14 protein-coding genes are annotated in these 15,461 nt (G+C 54.3%); 1 reads left to right on the forward strand and 13 read right to left on the reverse strand.

The window, feature by feature from the left end; translation table 11 throughout:
• Window positions 1-780: a tRNA uridine 5-oxyacetic acid(34) methyltransferase CmoM gene (cmoM, locus tag WM46_RS09800; RefSeq protein WP_061077033.1), complete on the reverse strand. Its 780-nt coding sequence runs from the start codon at window positions 778-780 to the stop codon at window positions 1-3.
• A 135-nt stretch (window positions 781-915) separates the two neighbouring features.
• On the opposite strand from cmoM, the gene elyC reads away from it, so the two are divergent.
• Window positions 916-1,695 carry an envelope biogenesis factor ElyC gene (gene elyC / locus WM46_RS09805; RefSeq protein ID WP_102602147.1) on the forward strand — a complete coding sequence of 260 codons (780 nt, stop codon included), beginning with the start codon at window positions 916-918 and terminating at the stop codon, window positions 1,693-1,695.
• Here elyC and WM46_RS09810 read toward each other — a convergent pair.
• The 12 genes from WM46_RS09810 to aroA all read right to left on the reverse strand — a co-directional run bounded on the left by WM46_RS09810 (window position 1,672) and on the right by aroA (window position 15,459).
• Window positions 1,672-2,565: a YcbJ family phosphotransferase gene (locus WM46_RS09810; RefSeq protein WP_061077031.1), complete on the reverse strand. Its 894-nt coding sequence runs from the start codon at window positions 2,563-2,565 to the stop codon at window positions 1,672-1,674. The two genes, elyC and WM46_RS09810, sit on opposite strands and share 24 nt — an antisense overlap.
• A 152-nt stretch (window positions 2,566-2,717) precedes the next feature.
• Complete coding sequence (kdsB, locus tag WM46_RS09815) at window positions 2,718-3,464, reverse strand: 3-deoxy-manno-octulosonate cytidylyltransferase (RefSeq protein WP_102602148.1); 747 nt, start codon at window positions 3,462-3,464, stop codon at window positions 2,718-2,720.
• Window positions 3,461-3,643 carry a protein YcaR gene (ycaR, locus tag WM46_RS09820; RefSeq protein ID WP_042320194.1) on the reverse strand — a complete coding sequence of 61 codons (183 nt, stop codon included), beginning with the start codon at window positions 3,641-3,643 and terminating at the stop codon, window positions 3,461-3,463. Before ycaR ends, kdsB begins: the two co-directional genes overlap by 4 nt.
• A gap of 51 nt (window positions 3,644-3,694) precedes the next feature.
• Window positions 3,695-4,927, reverse strand: coding sequence for a winged helix-turn-helix domain-containing protein (locus WM46_RS09825; protein WP_102602149.1), 1,233 nt, complete (start codon window positions 4,925-4,927; stop codon window positions 3,695-3,697).
• Between the two features lie 41 nt (window positions 4,928-4,968).
• Window positions 4,969-5,946: a tetraacyldisaccharide 4'-kinase gene (gene lpxK / locus WM46_RS09830; protein WP_102602150.1), complete on the reverse strand. Its 978-nt coding sequence runs from the start codon at window positions 5,944-5,946 to the stop codon at window positions 4,969-4,971.
• The gene (gene msbA / locus WM46_RS09835; protein ID WP_102602151.1) at window positions 5,943-7,691 is read right to left on the reverse strand and encodes a lipid A ABC transporter ATP-binding protein/permease MsbA; all 1,749 of its coding nucleotides are present in this window, start codon (window positions 7,689-7,691) and stop codon (window positions 5,943-5,945) included. The genes lpxK and msbA overlap by 4 nt, the downstream gene beginning before the upstream one ends.
• Before the next feature lie 36 nt (window positions 7,692-7,727).
• Window positions 7,728-9,992 carry a ComEC family protein gene (locus WM46_RS09840; RefSeq protein ID WP_102602152.1) on the reverse strand — a complete coding sequence of 755 codons (2,265 nt, stop codon included), beginning with the start codon at window positions 9,990-9,992 and terminating at the stop codon, window positions 7,728-7,730.
• A 203-nt stretch (window positions 9,993-10,195) separates the two neighbouring features.
• Complete coding sequence (gene ihfB, locus WM46_RS09845; protein ID WP_002463068.1) at window positions 10,196-10,480, reverse strand: integration host factor subunit beta; 285 nt, start codon at window positions 10,478-10,480, stop codon at window positions 10,196-10,198.
• Between the two features lie 147 nt (window positions 10,481-10,627).
• Window positions 10,628-12,301, reverse strand: a complete 1,674-nt coding sequence (rpsA, locus tag WM46_RS09850; protein WP_042320207.1) for a 30S ribosomal protein S1 — start codon at window positions 12,299-12,301, stop codon at window positions 10,628-10,630.
• A gap of 113 nt (window positions 12,302-12,414) precedes the next feature.
• Window positions 12,415-13,098, reverse strand: a complete 684-nt coding sequence (cmk, locus tag WM46_RS09855; protein WP_042320210.1) for a (d)CMP kinase — start codon at window positions 13,096-13,098, stop codon at window positions 12,415-12,417.
• Window positions 13,099-13,270: 172 nt separating this feature from the next.
• On the reverse strand, window positions 13,271-14,032 hold the full coding sequence (locus WM46_RS09860) for a M48 family metallopeptidase (RefSeq protein WP_102602153.1): 762 nt from the start codon (window positions 14,030-14,032) through the stop codon (window positions 13,271-13,273).
• 143 nt (window positions 14,033-14,175) lie between these two features.
• Window positions 14,176-15,459, reverse strand: coding sequence for a 3-phosphoshikimate 1-carboxyvinyltransferase (gene aroA / locus WM46_RS09865; protein ID WP_061077023.1), 1,284 nt, complete (start codon window positions 15,457-15,459; stop codon window positions 14,176-14,178).
• Between the last annotated feature and the right edge of the window lie 2 nt (window positions 15,460-15,461).

Genomic DNA, 15,461 nt, shown 5'->3' on the forward strand with positions numbered 1-15,461 from the left:
TTATCCTTGCATCTGCGGTTTACGCGCGGTGACGTGAATGTAACGACCCAGGCTGACATACGGCTCCTGGCGACAGTAACGCGTTTCTAATTCAAGCAATATCTCATAGCAGTCACGCTGCTGATGTTTCTCACGCAGATAATCATGAAACACGCGCACCCCGGTTTTCCCGGTGATCTGCCAGCCCATCTGTTCCAGCCACTGGTAAACCTCTTCTGGCTCACGCGGATAGTCTGGCGACAGGGTACGCTTCTTACGTTTGGGCATCCCTATCTGCACGTAGTCAAAGTTCCCCGCCACCATGTTATGCATCAACAGGCCGTTGGCATTGTAGAACATTAACGACAGTACGCCACCGGGACGCAATACCGACCAGAGGGTCTCTAACACACTGACCGGATCGGCGACCCACTCCAGCACAGCGTGAAACAATATCAGATCAACGGAGCTTTCCAAATGCGAAGCGACGTCCTGAGCAGCGCATTGTATAAAATGCATGTTGTGGCTCACACCTTTGGCTTCTGCCGCCCGTTGCGCTCGGGCGATCATCTCAGCGGAGACGTCACACAACGTCACGTGATGACCACGTTCTGCCATTTTAATGGCCGTCTGTCCTTCACCGCCGCCAGCGTCCAGCACACGCAATTGTTGTGAGCCAAAGTCCGCCAGAATACGGTCGAGATCCTGCCACAGGATCGCCTGCCTTAGCTGCCCTTTTGTGGTGCCGTAAATATTACGGGAAAACTTCTCAGCAATGTCATCAAAATTGCGATCCCGCATCGGGCTCTCCACAGGCTGGCTTAGGTGTTCTCTGATAAAACCGCTATTTTGTCACACCCGCGCGGAGAATGAACCTCTCTGGTGTAATATCGCGATTATTCTTCTGCTGTATGGTCAAAAAAGGAACCAAAAAGGATGCTTTTTACACTGAAGAAAGTGATTGGCGGCATGCTGCTGCCTCTCCCTTTTCTGCTCTTGATGATGGGTATCGGCCTGGCGCTGTTGTGGTTTAGCCGTTTTCAGAAAACCGGCAAGGTATTTATCAGTCTTAGTTGGCTGGCGCTGTTCCTGCTCAGCCTGCAACCCGTTGCTGACCATCTGCTGCACCCGATAGAAAATAGCTACCCAACCTGGCAGGATACGCAGAAAGTCAAATACATCGTCGTGCTGGGCGGTGGCTATACCTGGAATCCGCAGTGGGCACCCAGTTCCAACCTGATCAATAACAGTTTGCCGCGTCTTAATGAGGGAATACGTTTGTGGCGGGCTAACCCGGGTTCGAAATTGATTTTTACCGGCGCGAATGCCAGAACCAATCCGGTGAGTACGGCAGAGGCTGGCGCGCGGGTGGCGCAATCGTTGGGTGTGCCGGGAGAAGATATCATTACGCTCGACAAGCCCAAGGATACAGAGGAAGAAGCCGCTGCCGTGAAGCAGGCTATCGGCGACGCGCCATTCCTGCTGGTTACTTCCGCCTCTCATCTGCCGCGAGCAATGATTTTCTTTCAGCAGGCCGGGTTAAATCCACTGCCGGCGCCGGCGAATCAACTGGCTATCGATTCCCCGTTGAATCCATGGGAGCGGGCAATCCCCTCTCCCGTATGGTTGATGCATAGCGATCGCGCAAGCTACGAGACGCTGGGGAGAATCTGGCAGCGGTTGAAAGGCTCGTCAGGCGAGCCAGGGCAGAAGTGATTTCGCAGCGAGATCAAAATGAGATCGGTTAAAGCGCCCGGTATTGACCAGTTGTGCAACTTCATCCCATAACACATATAACCAACGCCGCCAGATGAACGATTCCGCCACTGGCGCGCGTTGCAGGTAGTGCCAGAGTAGCCCTTCCGCCAGCGTGTTATCTACCAGCCGGAACAGTTCGTACTCCCGTGGTGCCCAGAGCATAATACCAGGCCCCACCATCGCCAGAAGCTGGTCGCTCCGGGCGTCTTTTAACATGCTGCGCAGACTAAAATTGCCATGCACCAGTACACAGTTGTCGTTAAAGCCTTCAAACAGCGCTGGCAGACATTCGCGGGTGCGAAACAGAATGCGTTTATCCTGCATCGTTAGCCCGGTGTTGTTGAACTGATTGAGCGTACTCCAGAGCACCTCAACCCGCTGGCGGTACCAGGAAGGCCAGATATTCTCCTGCGTATTGTCCACCGCGCCGACACAACCCCGACTATCCTGGCGGTGCCAGGCCAGTAACCCTTCGACAATCTGATCTTTGAGCTGCTCCCAGCGCTCCGGCGTCCGGGCCGGCGCTTCAACCGGGACGCCGCGCAGACGTTCCAGCAGTAAGACATCCGGACCGGGATGTTCATCGTGAGTCATCACCCCGTAAATGACCGGCATTCGCACAGTGCCGCTACGCGCTAACATGGTGGTTTTCCAGGCCAGTTGCTGTGCGACTCCCGGCGTGGTGAAACTTTGGGCCATCAGCGGCATCGGGTTGCCCTGGCTGTCATAGAGCGACCACAGTGCTGTGTCGACTTTTTCATTCACGCATTCAATGCGGCTCAGTTTTTCGCCCAGTAAATGACTTAATTCGGCGCGCAGCTGTTCCATTCAGATTGCCCTCATAAAAGCTACTGCTTTTATAATGAGCGCCACACCGACGGATGTCACCCGGATGAGATCAATTGTTGAAAAGAAAAAACGTGGAAAATCGTAACGGTACGACACTCCTCTCACTACAGAGCGGAGTGTCGTAAAGAAAATTAACGCATTTCAGCGCGAACGCGCTCGAGGTCTTCTGCGGTATCAACACCGGTACCAGGCACTTCTTTTGCCACGGCCACATGGATTTTTTCGCCGTACCACAGCACGCGGAGTTGCTCCAGCATCTCAATGTTTTCCAGCGGGCTGGGCTGCCAGCTCACATAGCGGCGGATAAAGCCGGCGCGGTAGCCGTAAATGCCGAGGTGGCGCAGGAAATTATCGCCAACGGTCTCGCGACTTTTCGCAAAACGATCGCGATCCCAGGGGATCGTCGCACGCGAGAAATACAGCGCATAGCCTTCGGCATCCAGTACCACCTTCACTGCATTCGGATTGAACGCCTCTTCTGCGCTATGAATCGGTGCCGCGAGCGTGGCCATTCCAACCTGACGCTGCGCCAGGTTTTCTGCCACCTGGCGAATAATGATGGCCGGGATCATCGGCTCATCCCCCTGCACGTTGACAATCACGGTGTCATCGCTGAAACCACACTTCTCGACCACCTCAGCCAGACGTTCTGTCCCGGACTGGTGATCGACGCGGGTCATGCACACTTCCCCACCGGCTGCTTCAACGGCGCGTGCGACGTCTTCATGATCGGTCGCGACGATAATGCGCTCAGCGCCGGATTCACGGGCGCGTTCCAGCACATGTACAATCATCGGTTTACCGTTGATATCCTGCAACGGTTTACCCGGCAGACGCGTGGAGGCGTAGCGGGCAGGAATAATGACGACAAAACTCATGATTTACGCTCATCAGCCGCTAATACGCGGGCCTCGGTTTCCAGCAAAACGGGAATGCCATCGCGCAACGGAAAAGCGAGGTTATCCAGTTTGCAGATCAGTTCTTGTTTTTCCTGGTTGTACCAGAGTTTGCCGTTACAGACCGGGCAGGCAACGATTTCGAGCAGTCGATGATCCATAGTTCCTCCAGATGGACCGGGTAATGAATGCGGAAATCTTATCATACTCGCTCATGTGACTGCGTCTATTTCCCACCCCTGCCGACATTGCGTAAATATCCCTTCCGGACAATGGCCCAGCGTTACACGAACCGCATTCTGCCAGCGAGCAAAATCGGTTATCGCCTGCTGTAACCCGTTTTGCAACGTCACCCCCGGCTTTACGCCTTCCTGCAGATAGAGAGAAATCACTTCCAGCACGCCCGTTTTACGGTGCATCTTGGCGTCCATCCGTCCCACCAACTGACCCCGGTGCAGTAAAGGCAGGACAAAATAACCATACTGGCGCTTCGGAGCTGGCGTGTAACACTCCAGCCGATAGCTGAAATCGAACAGTTGCTCCGCACGTTTCCGGTCCCAAACTACCGGATCAAACGGCGACAGTACCGCGCTATGCGTCGCTGTCAGCTTTCCTGCCTGTGCCTGTTCAAGCAGCGGCAGCAAATCCGCATGCAACCACAGCCGACCAAGATTTTCGACCTCTACCGGAATGATGTGCTGCTGTTCAGCCCGCACGTCGCGCCAGTTTTGTAATTCAGGACGTTTCAGACGGTAGTAATCTGCCAGCCACTGCTCACGAAAAATGCCCAGGCTGCGCGCACTGTTGTCCAGCATGACAGACTCTGCTTGTGTCCGGGGTAGCAGATCGCGTTCATCATCCCAGTGTGGCATCACGCGATGCGTGAGATCGTACACGCGCTGGAAATTGCGTCGTTCAATCACCATCACTTTTCCTGCCGTAAACAGCCCTTCCAGATGCAGCTTGTGCGGCTTCCAGTCCCACCAGCCGCTGTTGCCTTTACGCGGATGCTCAAAGTCCGCCGAGCGTACTGGTCCATTTTGATGGATATGTTGCAACAGTTGCTCAATTTCGCCGGCATGTTCTTTCATCCACGCCGCCTGGTACTTCCAGCCCATTTTTTCAGGTGCCAGCATCCGGTGGCGTATCAACGTAAAATCACTGCGCGGCAGGAAACAGGCCTCATGGGCCCAGTACTCCATCAGTTCACCCTGCGTCAACGCATCATCCAGCCACTGTGTGGTGTAATTGCCCAGTCGGCTGAACAACACGAGGTAGGGGCTGCGGGCGACAATATTGATGGTATCGATTTGCAGCAGCGACATACGGGTAATCGTCGGCAGGATATCGCTTGCCAGCGCTCGACGGCGTGGTTTTTTTAACAATCCCTGAGCAGCGAGATGAAGGTTACGGGCATTCGTAAGTGAGAGGTACGGCAACGACATTCATGATTCCCTCATTTGTACGCTGCCGTCATGGTGGTGCGCTAACGCGTCAGCGAGATCAATTTTTCGAGTAATGTCTCGGGTTCAGTCCCCGATAAATGTGCATCGACAGGAAGATACCACCAGTTATCTTCCGCAAAGGCGCGGCACTTCACGGCGTCCTTCTCCGTCATGATCAGCGTTTGCGACCTGTTCAGTAAGCCGTTGACATCACGCGAAGTCAATGCCTGATGATCCGCCAGCGGAACACATTTCTGCAACTGAACGCCACAGGCCTCTAACGTGGCAAAAAAGCGCGGCGGATGACCAATACCGGCCATTGCCACGACATTTTGCAGTTGCGCGACATCACGACGCTCACCGGTACGCAGGTTCACGGCCAGTCCTGGCGCCAGATGCATCGGGATCTCTCCCGCCTGTGGGATACCGCCATTGACGATAACCGCATCCACCGTTTTCAGGCGACCAACCCGCTCCCGCATCGGACCTGCCGGTAGCCACCAGCCGTTACCGAAGCGACGAACGCCATCAACCACCACTATCTCGACATCGCGGGCCAGACGGTAGTGCTGAAGACCATCATCGGTAACGATAATCTGCACATCGTGATGCGCCAGAATCGCCTTAACCGCGTCAGCCCGATTGGGCGATACGGCAACCGGCGCGCCGGTGCGCTGATAAATCAGCACCGGTTCATCACCGGCTTCCGCCGTGGTGGTTTCGGCATTCAGCAGCAAGGGATAAGACGCCGCTTTGCCGCCATAACCACGAGAAACCACCCCAACGCGAAGACCGCGCTGCTGGAGTTGTTCCACCAGCCAGATCACTACCGGCGTTTTGCCGTTGCCGCCCGCAGTCAGGTTACCAACCACCACCACCGGCACCGGTGCGCGCCAGGCGCGTTTGATCCCGAGCGTGTAGCACAGACGGATCGCCCCGCTCACCAGGCCGTATAGCCAGGAGAGTGGGAGTAACAGTCGCCACAAGGGCGACTCACCGGACCAGATGCGTGCGATCATTGACCAAATTGCATTTTGTACAGTTGCGCGTAGACGCCGCGGTGTTCCAGCAGCGCGTTGTGCGTACCACGCTCCACAATCAGCCCATCTTCCACGACCACAATTTCATCGGCCTGTTCGATGGTTGAAAGACGGTGCGCAATCACCAGCGAGGTGCGGTTTTTCTGCAGTTCGTCCAGCGCCGCCTGAATGGCGCGCTCAGATTCGGTATCCAGCGCTGACGTGGCTTCATCAAGGATCAGAATCGGGCTGTCACGCAGCAAGGCGCGCGCAATGGCGATACGTTGGCGTTGACCACCGGAAAGCAGAACGCCGTTTTCACCGATCACCGTGTCAAGTCCGTCATCCATCTTATTGATAAAGTCCATGGCATAAGCCATACGAGCCGCTTCTTCGATCTGTTCACGGCTATACTGCTCAGTTCGCGCGTAGGCAATGTTATTCGCCACTGTGTCGTTGAACAGATGCACGTTCTGCGACACCAGTGCGACCTGATTACGTAACGAGGCCAGGGTGTACTCACGCAGATCGTGACCATCCATCAGGATCTCGCCTTCATTGATGTCATAGAAACGCGTGATCAGGCTGGCAATGGTTGATTTACCGGAACCTGAACGGCCCACCAGCGCAACGGTTTTACCCGCCGGAATTTTCAGGTTGATGTTGCGCAGCGCCGGCACTTCACGACCCGGATAGGTAAAGGTGACATTGCGGAATTCCAGATCGCCGGTCGCACGCTCAATCACGCGTTTACCTTCGTCTTTTTCCTGCTCACTATCCAGGATGGCAAATAAAGTCTGGCACGCGGCCATCCCGCGCTGAAACTGGGCGTTAACGTTGGTCAACGACTTCAGCGGACGCATCAGGGCGATCATTGAGGAGAAGACCACGGTGATTGTCCCTGCCGTCAGGCTGTCCATCACGCTTGGGAAGCTGGCCGCGTACAGCACAAACGCCAGCGCCAGTGAAGCAATTAACTGGATGATAGGATCGGAAATGGAAGAGGCAGAAACCATCTTCATCCCCTGCAAACGCATCTTGTTACTGACTTTGTCGAAGCGCTTCGTTTCCACTCCCTGACCACCGAAGATCAGTACCTCTTTGTGGCCTTTGAGCATCTGCTCCGCGCTGGTCGTCACCTGCCCCATCGTATTCTGCATGTTCTTACTGATAGCACGAAAACGTTTCGAGACTACGCGAATCGCGATCGACACAATAGGTGCCAGCACAACCAGGATGATCGACAGCTGCCAGCTGTAATAGAACATCATGATGAACAGGCCGATAATCGATGCGCCTTCGCGCACAACGGTAATCAGCGCACCGGAAGACGAAGAGGCGACCTGTTCAGAATCGTAAGTAATACGAGACAACAGCGTGCCGGTGGATTGCTTGTCAAAGAAGGAAACCGGCATTCCCATCATATGACCAAACAGGCGACGACGCATGGTCATCACCACTTTGCCGGATACCCAGGAAATACAGTAGCTGGAGATATAGCTGGTGATACCACGTAATATCATCAGCCCAATAACCACCAGCGGCATCCAAAGCAACACTGAGCGATCTGTTTTACCAAAACCATCGTCCAGTAATGGTTTGAGGAGCGATAACATGAAGGTATCGCTGGCCGCGTTGAGGATTAACGCAACACCCGCCACGATCAGACCCGATTTGAAAGGCGCAATGGTTGGCCACAGTCGGCGAAACGTCTGCCACGTAGAGAGATCTTTATCGTTATGCATTCAAGAAACCAGCATCTGTTGAAATAGCCGCATATTCTACCCGTTATCGTCTGACACGCCAAACCACTGATGATACCAACGAGGTAAAATTTGCTCCCGCAGGCTGGTGACCTGCCAGCCCTGTGTTGAAAAATCCAGCGAAATTTGCCCCTGATGCGGGGTATCACACCACTGGTAACCCTGTTGCAGATAGCGCTGCTTCACCTTCCATGACGGCAGTCGCCAGGCGTTATAGCGTGAGGCGGAGACCAGCGCCGCTTTGCCACTCACGCGTTGAAGTAACGCCAGTGAAGAAGAGGTACTGCTGCCATGGTGCGGTACCTGGATTGCCGTCGCTGTGAGGTGCTGCCAGTAATGACTGAGCATTTTCAGTTCCGCCGGGGACTCTATATCGCCCGTCAGCAGAATACTGTGCGTACCATCATCAATCTTTACGACGCAGGAGTGGTTATTCCCCTGCGCCGGGTCTCCTTTCAACGGCCAGTGCGCACTAAAACGCAGTCCCTGCCATTGCCACATCTCACCGCGATAACACGGCAAATGCCCCTGCCAGCCTAACGGACTGCGCACCCAAAGCGTTGGCCAGGTTGCCTGCAAAGAGTGTAGCCCACCGCGATGGTCGAGATGCTCATGGCTGAGAATAATCCCTTCTGGCTGCAAGTGGTGCCAGCGCAGCCACGGAATAATCATCTGCTGTGCGCTGTCACCTCCCGGCCAGGCCAGCCCGGTATCATAGAGTAACGCTTTACCATTGCGGGCGATAACTATCGCCAACCCCTGCCCGACATCCAGCATGTGTACCTGCCAGGCGCCAGTACGTACCGGACTCCAGAACGGCCAGCTCAGTAACGCCAGCGTCGCCAGACAGAGACCGGGGAAAACGCGCCAGGCGATAAACCGCCAGCCGGGTAGCATCAGCCAGGGAGCAAAGACCAGCCACTGCCAACGGGCATCAACGTTGATCCACCCCGCAGGCAAATGATTGAGCGCCCAGAATAGTGCGGCCAGTGAGCGATCGGCCAGATACCAGAGTCCGCCCTCAAGAAACAGCGGACCAGTGAGATGGGCGACCATTCCGGCGAGGATCAGCGGGACGCTGACAAACGTAACCAGTGGAACAGCAAACAGATTGGCGGCAAACGACGTCAGGCTGATGCCGTGGAACAGTGCGATTTGTAACGGCAAGAGCAACAGGGTAATCCCCAGTTGCAGATGTGCCAGTTCAACCAGCAAGCGCCCGGCGCGTGATGTGGGCCAGGTGGGGCAAGGAAACCATTGATACCAGAATAACAGAGCCGCAACGGCAAAGGCCGAAAGCCACAGGCTTTGCGAGATCGCGGCGACGGGATCGACAACCAGAATAGCCGCCAGACAGCAGCACCAGACTGACCATCCACTCCATTGCCGCCCGCTTAATTTTAGTGCGCCCCACACCACCAGCGCGACTACCGTACGTAACGCCGGAGGCTGTAATCCGGTCAACCAGGCGTAAAACGCAGCGCAAATAAGTCCACCGATCAGCGGGTGTTGCCAGCGGATTGCACCGACCGGAAGCAGAAACTGCACGCCGCGAATCAGAGCGGCTGCCAGTAAAGCCGCAAAAGCGATATGCAGACCGGAAATCGCCATCAGATGCGCCGTACCGGTATCACGCATGAGCGCTTTGACCTCCTGTGGCACCAGCAGGCGTTCCCCCATCCCCAGACCCAGGATCACCTGCTGCCAGGGATAGTTTTCCAGAGAGGCCATTAACGAGGCGAGATAGCGGGCTCGCCAACTGCATTTGCTGTCGACAACCTTTGCCTGTAAAAAGCGGCCAGTGAGCGATTGATGCTGTGCCAGGGCATAACGCTGGCTATCAAATCCGCCGTCATTCAACTCGCCATGCATGGCGCGAACTTTCAGCGTCATCGCCCAACGTTGTCCCGCGCACGGCGCGATCGGCAAGTATTGGTTATAAAGCACAATCCCGACGGCAGGGAAAAGACGATGCCCATTAAGATGCGTGATCAGCCCGGCATGCGTGGTCATGTTATCCGTAGCCGTAAGCTCGACGATGGTCTCCTGCGTGGCGACGGGCAACGTATTTCCCGCCCACAGCGACTGTTTCGCTGCCATGACGCCCCAGAGAAAAAACAGCAGGAGAAGCCCGGTGAACTGTGCCACTTTCCAGCGGAGCAGACCGAGCAGACAGGCCAGCACAAACAGAAGGCTAACCCCCCATCCCCCCGGCAGCGCAGGTAGCAAAAATAAAGGGAAAATCCCCCCTAATGCACACAGACTGACCGTCGTTAATTTCATACACACCTCCGTGTTGGCGGAAGTGTGCGGGTCTGAACCGGGATTGTCAGGAGGGGAATGAAGGATTTACGGCCATGATTCCGCGATTTTCATCGCCACCCGGCAATGTGCAACATGAAATGCGAGCAGCATTCCAGGGCTGAAAAAAGGCAAGAAAAAAGCACCGTAAAGGTGCTTTTCTGAGGTTATGTTTTGCGAAAAACTTAACCGTAAATATTGGCGCGATCGCGCAGTTCTTTACCCGGCTTAAAGTGCGGAACGTATTTCCCTTCCAGATCCACTTTGTCGCCAGTCTTCGGGTTACGCCCGGTACGTGGTGCACGGTAGTGCAAAGAAAAGCTGCCGAAACCGCGGATTTCAATACGCTCGCCCTGTGCAAGAGTCGAGGCCATATGCTCCAGCATCTCTTTGACTGCATCTTCAACCGCTTTCGCGGGAATATGAGATTGCTGAGTGGCAAGTCTTTCAATCAATTCTGACTTGGTCATGATTCCTCCGGTTCCAATAAGCTGCTGCTGTTGCATTGATTAAGGGCGGCCGTAGCCGCCCTTTGTCATTGATTACAGAACGAATTCTATAATCTGTCAAGTATTCTCATCTGACTTCGGGACGAAACCTCCCGAAGTTTCAAAGAATTACTCGCCTTTAGCTGCTTTGAAAGCTTCAGCCATTGCGTTGTTGGAGAAGTTTGCATCTTCCTGTTTGTTAACAGTTGCGATGGCATCTTTCTCATCAGCTTCGTCTTTAGCACGAACAGACAGGCTGATTGCACGGTTCTTACGGTCAACGCCGGTGAATTTAGCTTCAACGTCGTCACCCACGCTCAGAACCAGGGTAGCGTCTTCAACGCGGTCACGGGATGCTTCAGAAGCGCGCAGGTAACCTTCAACGCCGTCAGCCAGTTCTACGGTTGCGCCTTTCGCGTCAACTGCAGTCACTTTACCGTTTACGATTGCGCCTTTCTTGTTCAGTGCAACCCAGTTGTTGAACGGATCTTCTGCCAGCTGTTTAACGCCCAGAGAGATACGCTCGCGCTCTGCGTCAACCTGCAGAACAACTGCTGCGATTTCGTCGCCTTTTTTGTATTCACGAACTGCTTCTTCGCCTGCAACGTTCCAGGAGATGTCAGACAGGTGAACCAGGCCGTCGATGCCGCCGTCCAGGCCGATGAAGATACCGAAGTCAGTGATAGACTTGATTTTACCTTCAACACGGTCGCCCTTGTTGTGGGTTTCCGCGAACTGCTGCCATGGGTTAGATTTGCACTGCTTCAGGCCCAGGGAGATACGACGACGTTCTTCGTCGATATCCAGAACCATAACTTCCACTACGTCGCCAACGTTAACAACTTTGGACGGGTGGATGTTTTTGTTGGTCCAGTCCATTTCGGAAACGTGAACCAGGCCTTCAACGCCTTCTTCGATTTCAACGAAGCAGCCGTAGTCGGTCAGGTTGGTTACGCGACCGGTCAGTTTGGTACCTTCCGGATAACGCTTAGCGATAGCGACCCACGGATCTTCGCCCAGCTGTTTCAGGCCCAGAGATACACGGGTACGTTCGCGGTCGAACTTCAGCACTTTAACAGTGATTTCGTCGCCAACGTTTACGATTTCGCTCGGATGCTTAACGCGTTTCCATGCCATATCGGTGATGTGCAGCAGGCCGTCAACGCCACCCAGATCAACGAATGCACCGTAGTCAGTGAGGTTCTTAACGATACCTTTAACTTCCATGCCTTCCTGCAGGTTTTCCAGCAGCTGATCGCGCTCTGCGCTGTTTTCGGATTCGATCACGGCACGACGAGAAACAACAACGTTGTTGCGTTTCTGATCCAGCTTGATGACTTTGAATTCAAGCTCTTTGCCTTCCAGGTGCAGCGTATCGCGCACCGGACGAACGTCTACCAGTGAACCTGGCAGGAACGCACGAATACCGTTCAGCTCAACAGTGAAGCCGCCCTTAACTTTGCCGTTGATAACACCGGTAACAGTTTCAGCATCTTCGTAAGCTTTTTCCAGCGTGATCCATGCTTCGTGACGTTTCGCTTTTTCACGAGACAGCAGTGTTTCACCGAAGCCGTCTTCTACTGCATCCAGAGCAACGTCAACTTCGTCGCCCACCTGGATTTCCAGTTCGCCGGCTGCGTTCTTGAACTGCTCTGCTGGGATTGCAGATTCAGATTTCAGGCCTGCATCAACCAGAACAACGTCTTTGTCGATAGCAACAACAACACCGCGAACGATGGAACCCGGACGGGTTTCGATTTCTTTTAAGGATTCTTCAAACAGTTGAGCAAAAGATTCAGTCATGTTTAATCTTCAGGTTTCATATTTAACGTCCACCTGGCTCCGTGCCGGATGGGGTTGTTTAACATACCCGCTGTCATTCCATTGCAACGGGGGTACTGCAAATTCGGTCGCTCTTAAGCGAGTGCCAGTTTTTGGCGCGCGTATTGTAGCGCTTTTTCAATCACTTGCTCAATGCTTAATCGTGTGGAATCTAAAACTAAAGCATCAGCAGCGGGAACCAGCGGCGCTACAGCACGGTTTCGGTCGCGATCGTCACGTTCTTTGATCTCGGCCAAAAGGCGTTCAAAGTTAACACTAAAGCCCTTCTCCTGCAACTGTAGCATACGGCGATGCGCACGTTCTTCCGAGGAGGCGTCAAGGAAAATTTTGACCGGCGCATCCGGGAAAACTACCGTCCCCATATCACGTCCATCCGCGATCAGTCCCGGCGCTTCACGGAAAGCGCGTTGACGACGCAGCAGCGCCTCACGTACACGAGGGAACGCGGCGACCTGAGAGGCGGCATTGGCGACTTCCTGCGTGCGGATTTCACCGCTGACGTCTTCCCCTTCCAGGATCACTTCCAGATTTCCGTCGGTTGAGACAAAGCGGACATCGAGATGGGTTGCCAGCGGAACCAGCGCGTCTTCCGATGCAACATCGACATGATGATGTAATGCCGCCAGCGCCAGCACGCGATAGATTGCGCCAGAGTCCAACAGATGCCATTGCAATGCTTCCGCCATCGCTTTGCACAAGGTGCCTTTTCCTGCACCGCTTGGGCCATCAATGGTAATTACCGGGGCAATTGCCGTCATCTTTATCTCCTTAAACAGGCGTTCTGTTAACGTAAACGCCGCGCATTATACGCGCCAACGCCCACAATCGTTAACATTGTGTGCAAAAACCGGTTTAGTCTGTCACCAGGTGAAGAATAATTGCGCAATTATAGCGGGCCGGGGAGAAACCAGCCCGAAAGATGACAATGTTTTACTTTTTATCTTCAGCGATACGGTCACGCATATGCTGAGCACGGTCGGCTGACGCCGGGTGGGAATCCATCAGGGATTTAGCGTGGCCGGCATCCATTGTGGCTAACTTATCGAATGCGCTCACTAACCCCTGCGTAGTGATGCCACGTTTTTTCATCAGATCATAGGAGAAGTCATCAGCCTCAGATTCCTGACTGCGGGAGAACGCCGAGTTGATTACGCCTTCAGCCAAATCGCCTAACTGCGACTGAGAGAGTTGTGAAGCGACGCCGCTGGTGGCAGAAATAGCATCACGCGCGGCCAGTGTGGCGTAAGCCGTCTGCATTGCTTTACGGGAATGCCCTAAAGAGACGTGACCTAACTCGTGACCTAATACCCCTTCGATTTCATTATCGGTCATCAGATCCATCAACCCGGAATAGACGCGGACACAGCCGTTCGCCATTGCCCATGCATTGACGTCGGAAGTGATGTAGACCTTATAATCGACCGGAGTACCATCAATATTATTTCCCAGTGCTTTGGCAATCTTGCCCAGGCGAGCGGTGTATTTACTGCCGGTTCCCGCCAGTTGATTCTGGCTATCCATCTGTTTGCAGGAGTTGCTGGACAACGTTTTGACATCGGCGTCAGAAAGTGTGGCCGCTTTATATGCGGACATGCCCGAACTGGCGAGCATGTCACCATTAACGCCATTTTTACATCCCGCCAGCAGCGCGGCGGATACTGCAATAGTAATCAGGAGTGATTTATTTTTCATGCTAATCTTCCGTTGATGTTTATAATAAAATTTATATAAATCAAAAAATTAAATCATCAACACGTTAGCATCGGCAGTAGCAGGAAAAAAGTACAGATACAGACGATATCGCGCCAGCCAGTTGACCGGCGCGAAGAGAGAAATCAGGCAGGGGTACTGATACGCGCCAACTGTTCGAAATAATCAGGGAAAGTCTTAGCGGTACATTTCGGGTCAAGGATCGTGACCGGCGTGTCAGATAACGCCACCAGCGAGAAACACATTGCCATACGGTGATCGTTATAGGTGCCAATTTCGGCAAACTTCAGCTGTGCCGGCGGTGTGATGCGAATAAAATCATGCCCCTCTTCCACGTCTGCGCCAACTTTACGCAGTTCGGTTGCCATCGCAAACAGACGGTCAGTCTCTTTGACGCGCCAGTTATAGATGTTGCGAAGCGTCGTTGTGCCTTTGGCAAACAGCGCTGCAGTGGCAATGGTCATCGCCGCATCCGGGATGTGGTTCATGTCCATGTCGATGGCGTTGAGCTCACCACGGGTACAGGCGATAAAGTCGTCACCCCAGGTGACGGTCGCGCCCATTTTCTCCAGCACATCGGCAAAACGGATATCACCCTGCATGCTGTTGCGGCCAATCCCGGTCACTTTCACCGTTCCGCCTTTAATGGCGCCTGCTGCGAGGAAATAGGAGGCCGATGAAGCATCCCCTTCAACCAGGTAGTGGCCCGGAGAGCGGTACTGCTGACCCCCTTTAACCACGAAGCGCTGATAGCTTTGGTTCTCTATCTCAACGCCAAAGGTTTTCATCAGGTTCAGCGTGATATCGATATACGGTTTCGACACCAGATCGCCTTTGATACTTATTACCGTATCTTGTGGTGCCAGAGGCGCGGTCATCAGCAGCGCGGTGAGAAACTGGCTGGAGACGCTGCCGTCAACCTCAACCTGTCCGCCGGTAAATCCGCCACGCAGTCGAAGCGGCGGATAGTTTTCCTGCTCCAGATACTCAATGTTCGCCCCGCCCTGACGCAGCGCATCGACCAGATGACCAATCGGGCGCTCTTTCATACGCGGTTCGCCGGTCAGCACAATGTCGTTTGCGCCAAGGCACAGCGCGGCGGCCAGCGGTCGCATCGCCGTTCCGGCATTGCCCAGAAACAGCTCTAATGCGCCTTCGGCGTGCAGAGGACCTGCGTTACCCGTGATTTCGCAGCGGGTGCGATCCGCAGACAGGGTGTAATCAATCCCCAACGCACTCAGTGCATTGAGCATATGGCGAACGTCATCGCTGTCTAACAGGTTGGTCAGCGCGGTGGTGCCATGTGCTAACGCCGCCAGTAACAGCGCGCGGTTAGATACGCTCTTCGAGCCTGGCAGATTAATCGTGCCATCGACCCGTGCGATGGGTTGTAACGTCAGGGATTCCATGA

Source organism: Citrobacter freundii complex sp. CFNIH2, assembly GCF_002880615.1.
Classification (GTDB): domain Bacteria; phylum Pseudomonadota; class Gammaproteobacteria; order Enterobacterales; family Enterobacteriaceae; genus Citrobacter_A; species Citrobacter_A amalonaticus_F.

Bases quoted from the DNA above. Each gene is read 5' to 3' on its own strand.
- cmoM (WP_061077033.1), bottom strand. From the start codon at position 780: ATGCGGGATCGCAATTTTGATGACATTGCTGAGAAGTTTTCCCGTAAT.
- elyC (WP_102602147.1), top strand. From the start codon at position 916: ATGCTTTTTACACTGAAGAAAGTGATTGGCGGCATGCTGCTGCCTCTC.
- WM46_RS09810 (WP_061077031.1), bottom strand. From the start codon at position 2,565: ATGGAACAGCTGCGCGCCGAATTAAGTCATTTACTGGGCGAAAAACTG.
- kdsB (WP_102602148.1), bottom strand. From the start codon at position 3,464: ATGAGTTTTGTCGTCATTATTCCTGCCCGCTACGCCTCCACGCGTCTG.
- ycaR (WP_042320194.1), bottom strand. From the start codon at position 3,643: ATGGATCATCGACTGCTCGAAATCGTTGCCTGCCCGGTCTGTAACGGC.
- WM46_RS09825 (WP_102602149.1), bottom strand. From the start codon at position 4,927: ATGTCGTTGCCGTACCTCTCACTTACGAATGCCCGTAACCTTCATCTC.
- lpxK (WP_102602150.1), bottom strand. From the start codon at position 5,946: ATGATCGCACGCATCTGGTCCGGTGAGTCGCCCTTGTGGCGACTGTTA.
- msbA (WP_102602151.1), bottom strand. From the start codon at position 7,691: ATGCATAACGATAAAGATCTCTCTACGTGGCAGACGTTTCGCCGACTG.
- WM46_RS09840 (WP_102602152.1), bottom strand. From the start codon at position 9,992: ATGAAATTAACGACGGTCAGTCTGTGTGCATTAGGGGGGATTTTCCCT.
- ihfB (WP_002463068.1), bottom strand. From the start codon at position 10,480: ATGACCAAGTCAGAATTGATTGAAAGACTTGCCACTCAGCAATCTCAT.
- rpsA (WP_042320207.1), bottom strand. From the start codon at position 12,301: ATGACTGAATCTTTTGCTCAACTGTTTGAAGAATCCTTAAAAGAAATC.
- cmk (WP_042320210.1), bottom strand. From the start codon at position 13,098: ATGACGGCAATTGCCCCGGTAATTACCATTGATGGCCCAAGCGGTGCA.
- WM46_RS09860 (WP_102602153.1), bottom strand. From the start codon at position 14,032: ATGAAAAATAAATCACTCCTGATTACTATTGCAGTATCCGCCGCGCTG.
- aroA (WP_061077023.1), bottom strand. From the start codon at position 15,459: ATGGAATCCCTGACGTTACAACCCATCGCACGGGTCGATGGCACGATT.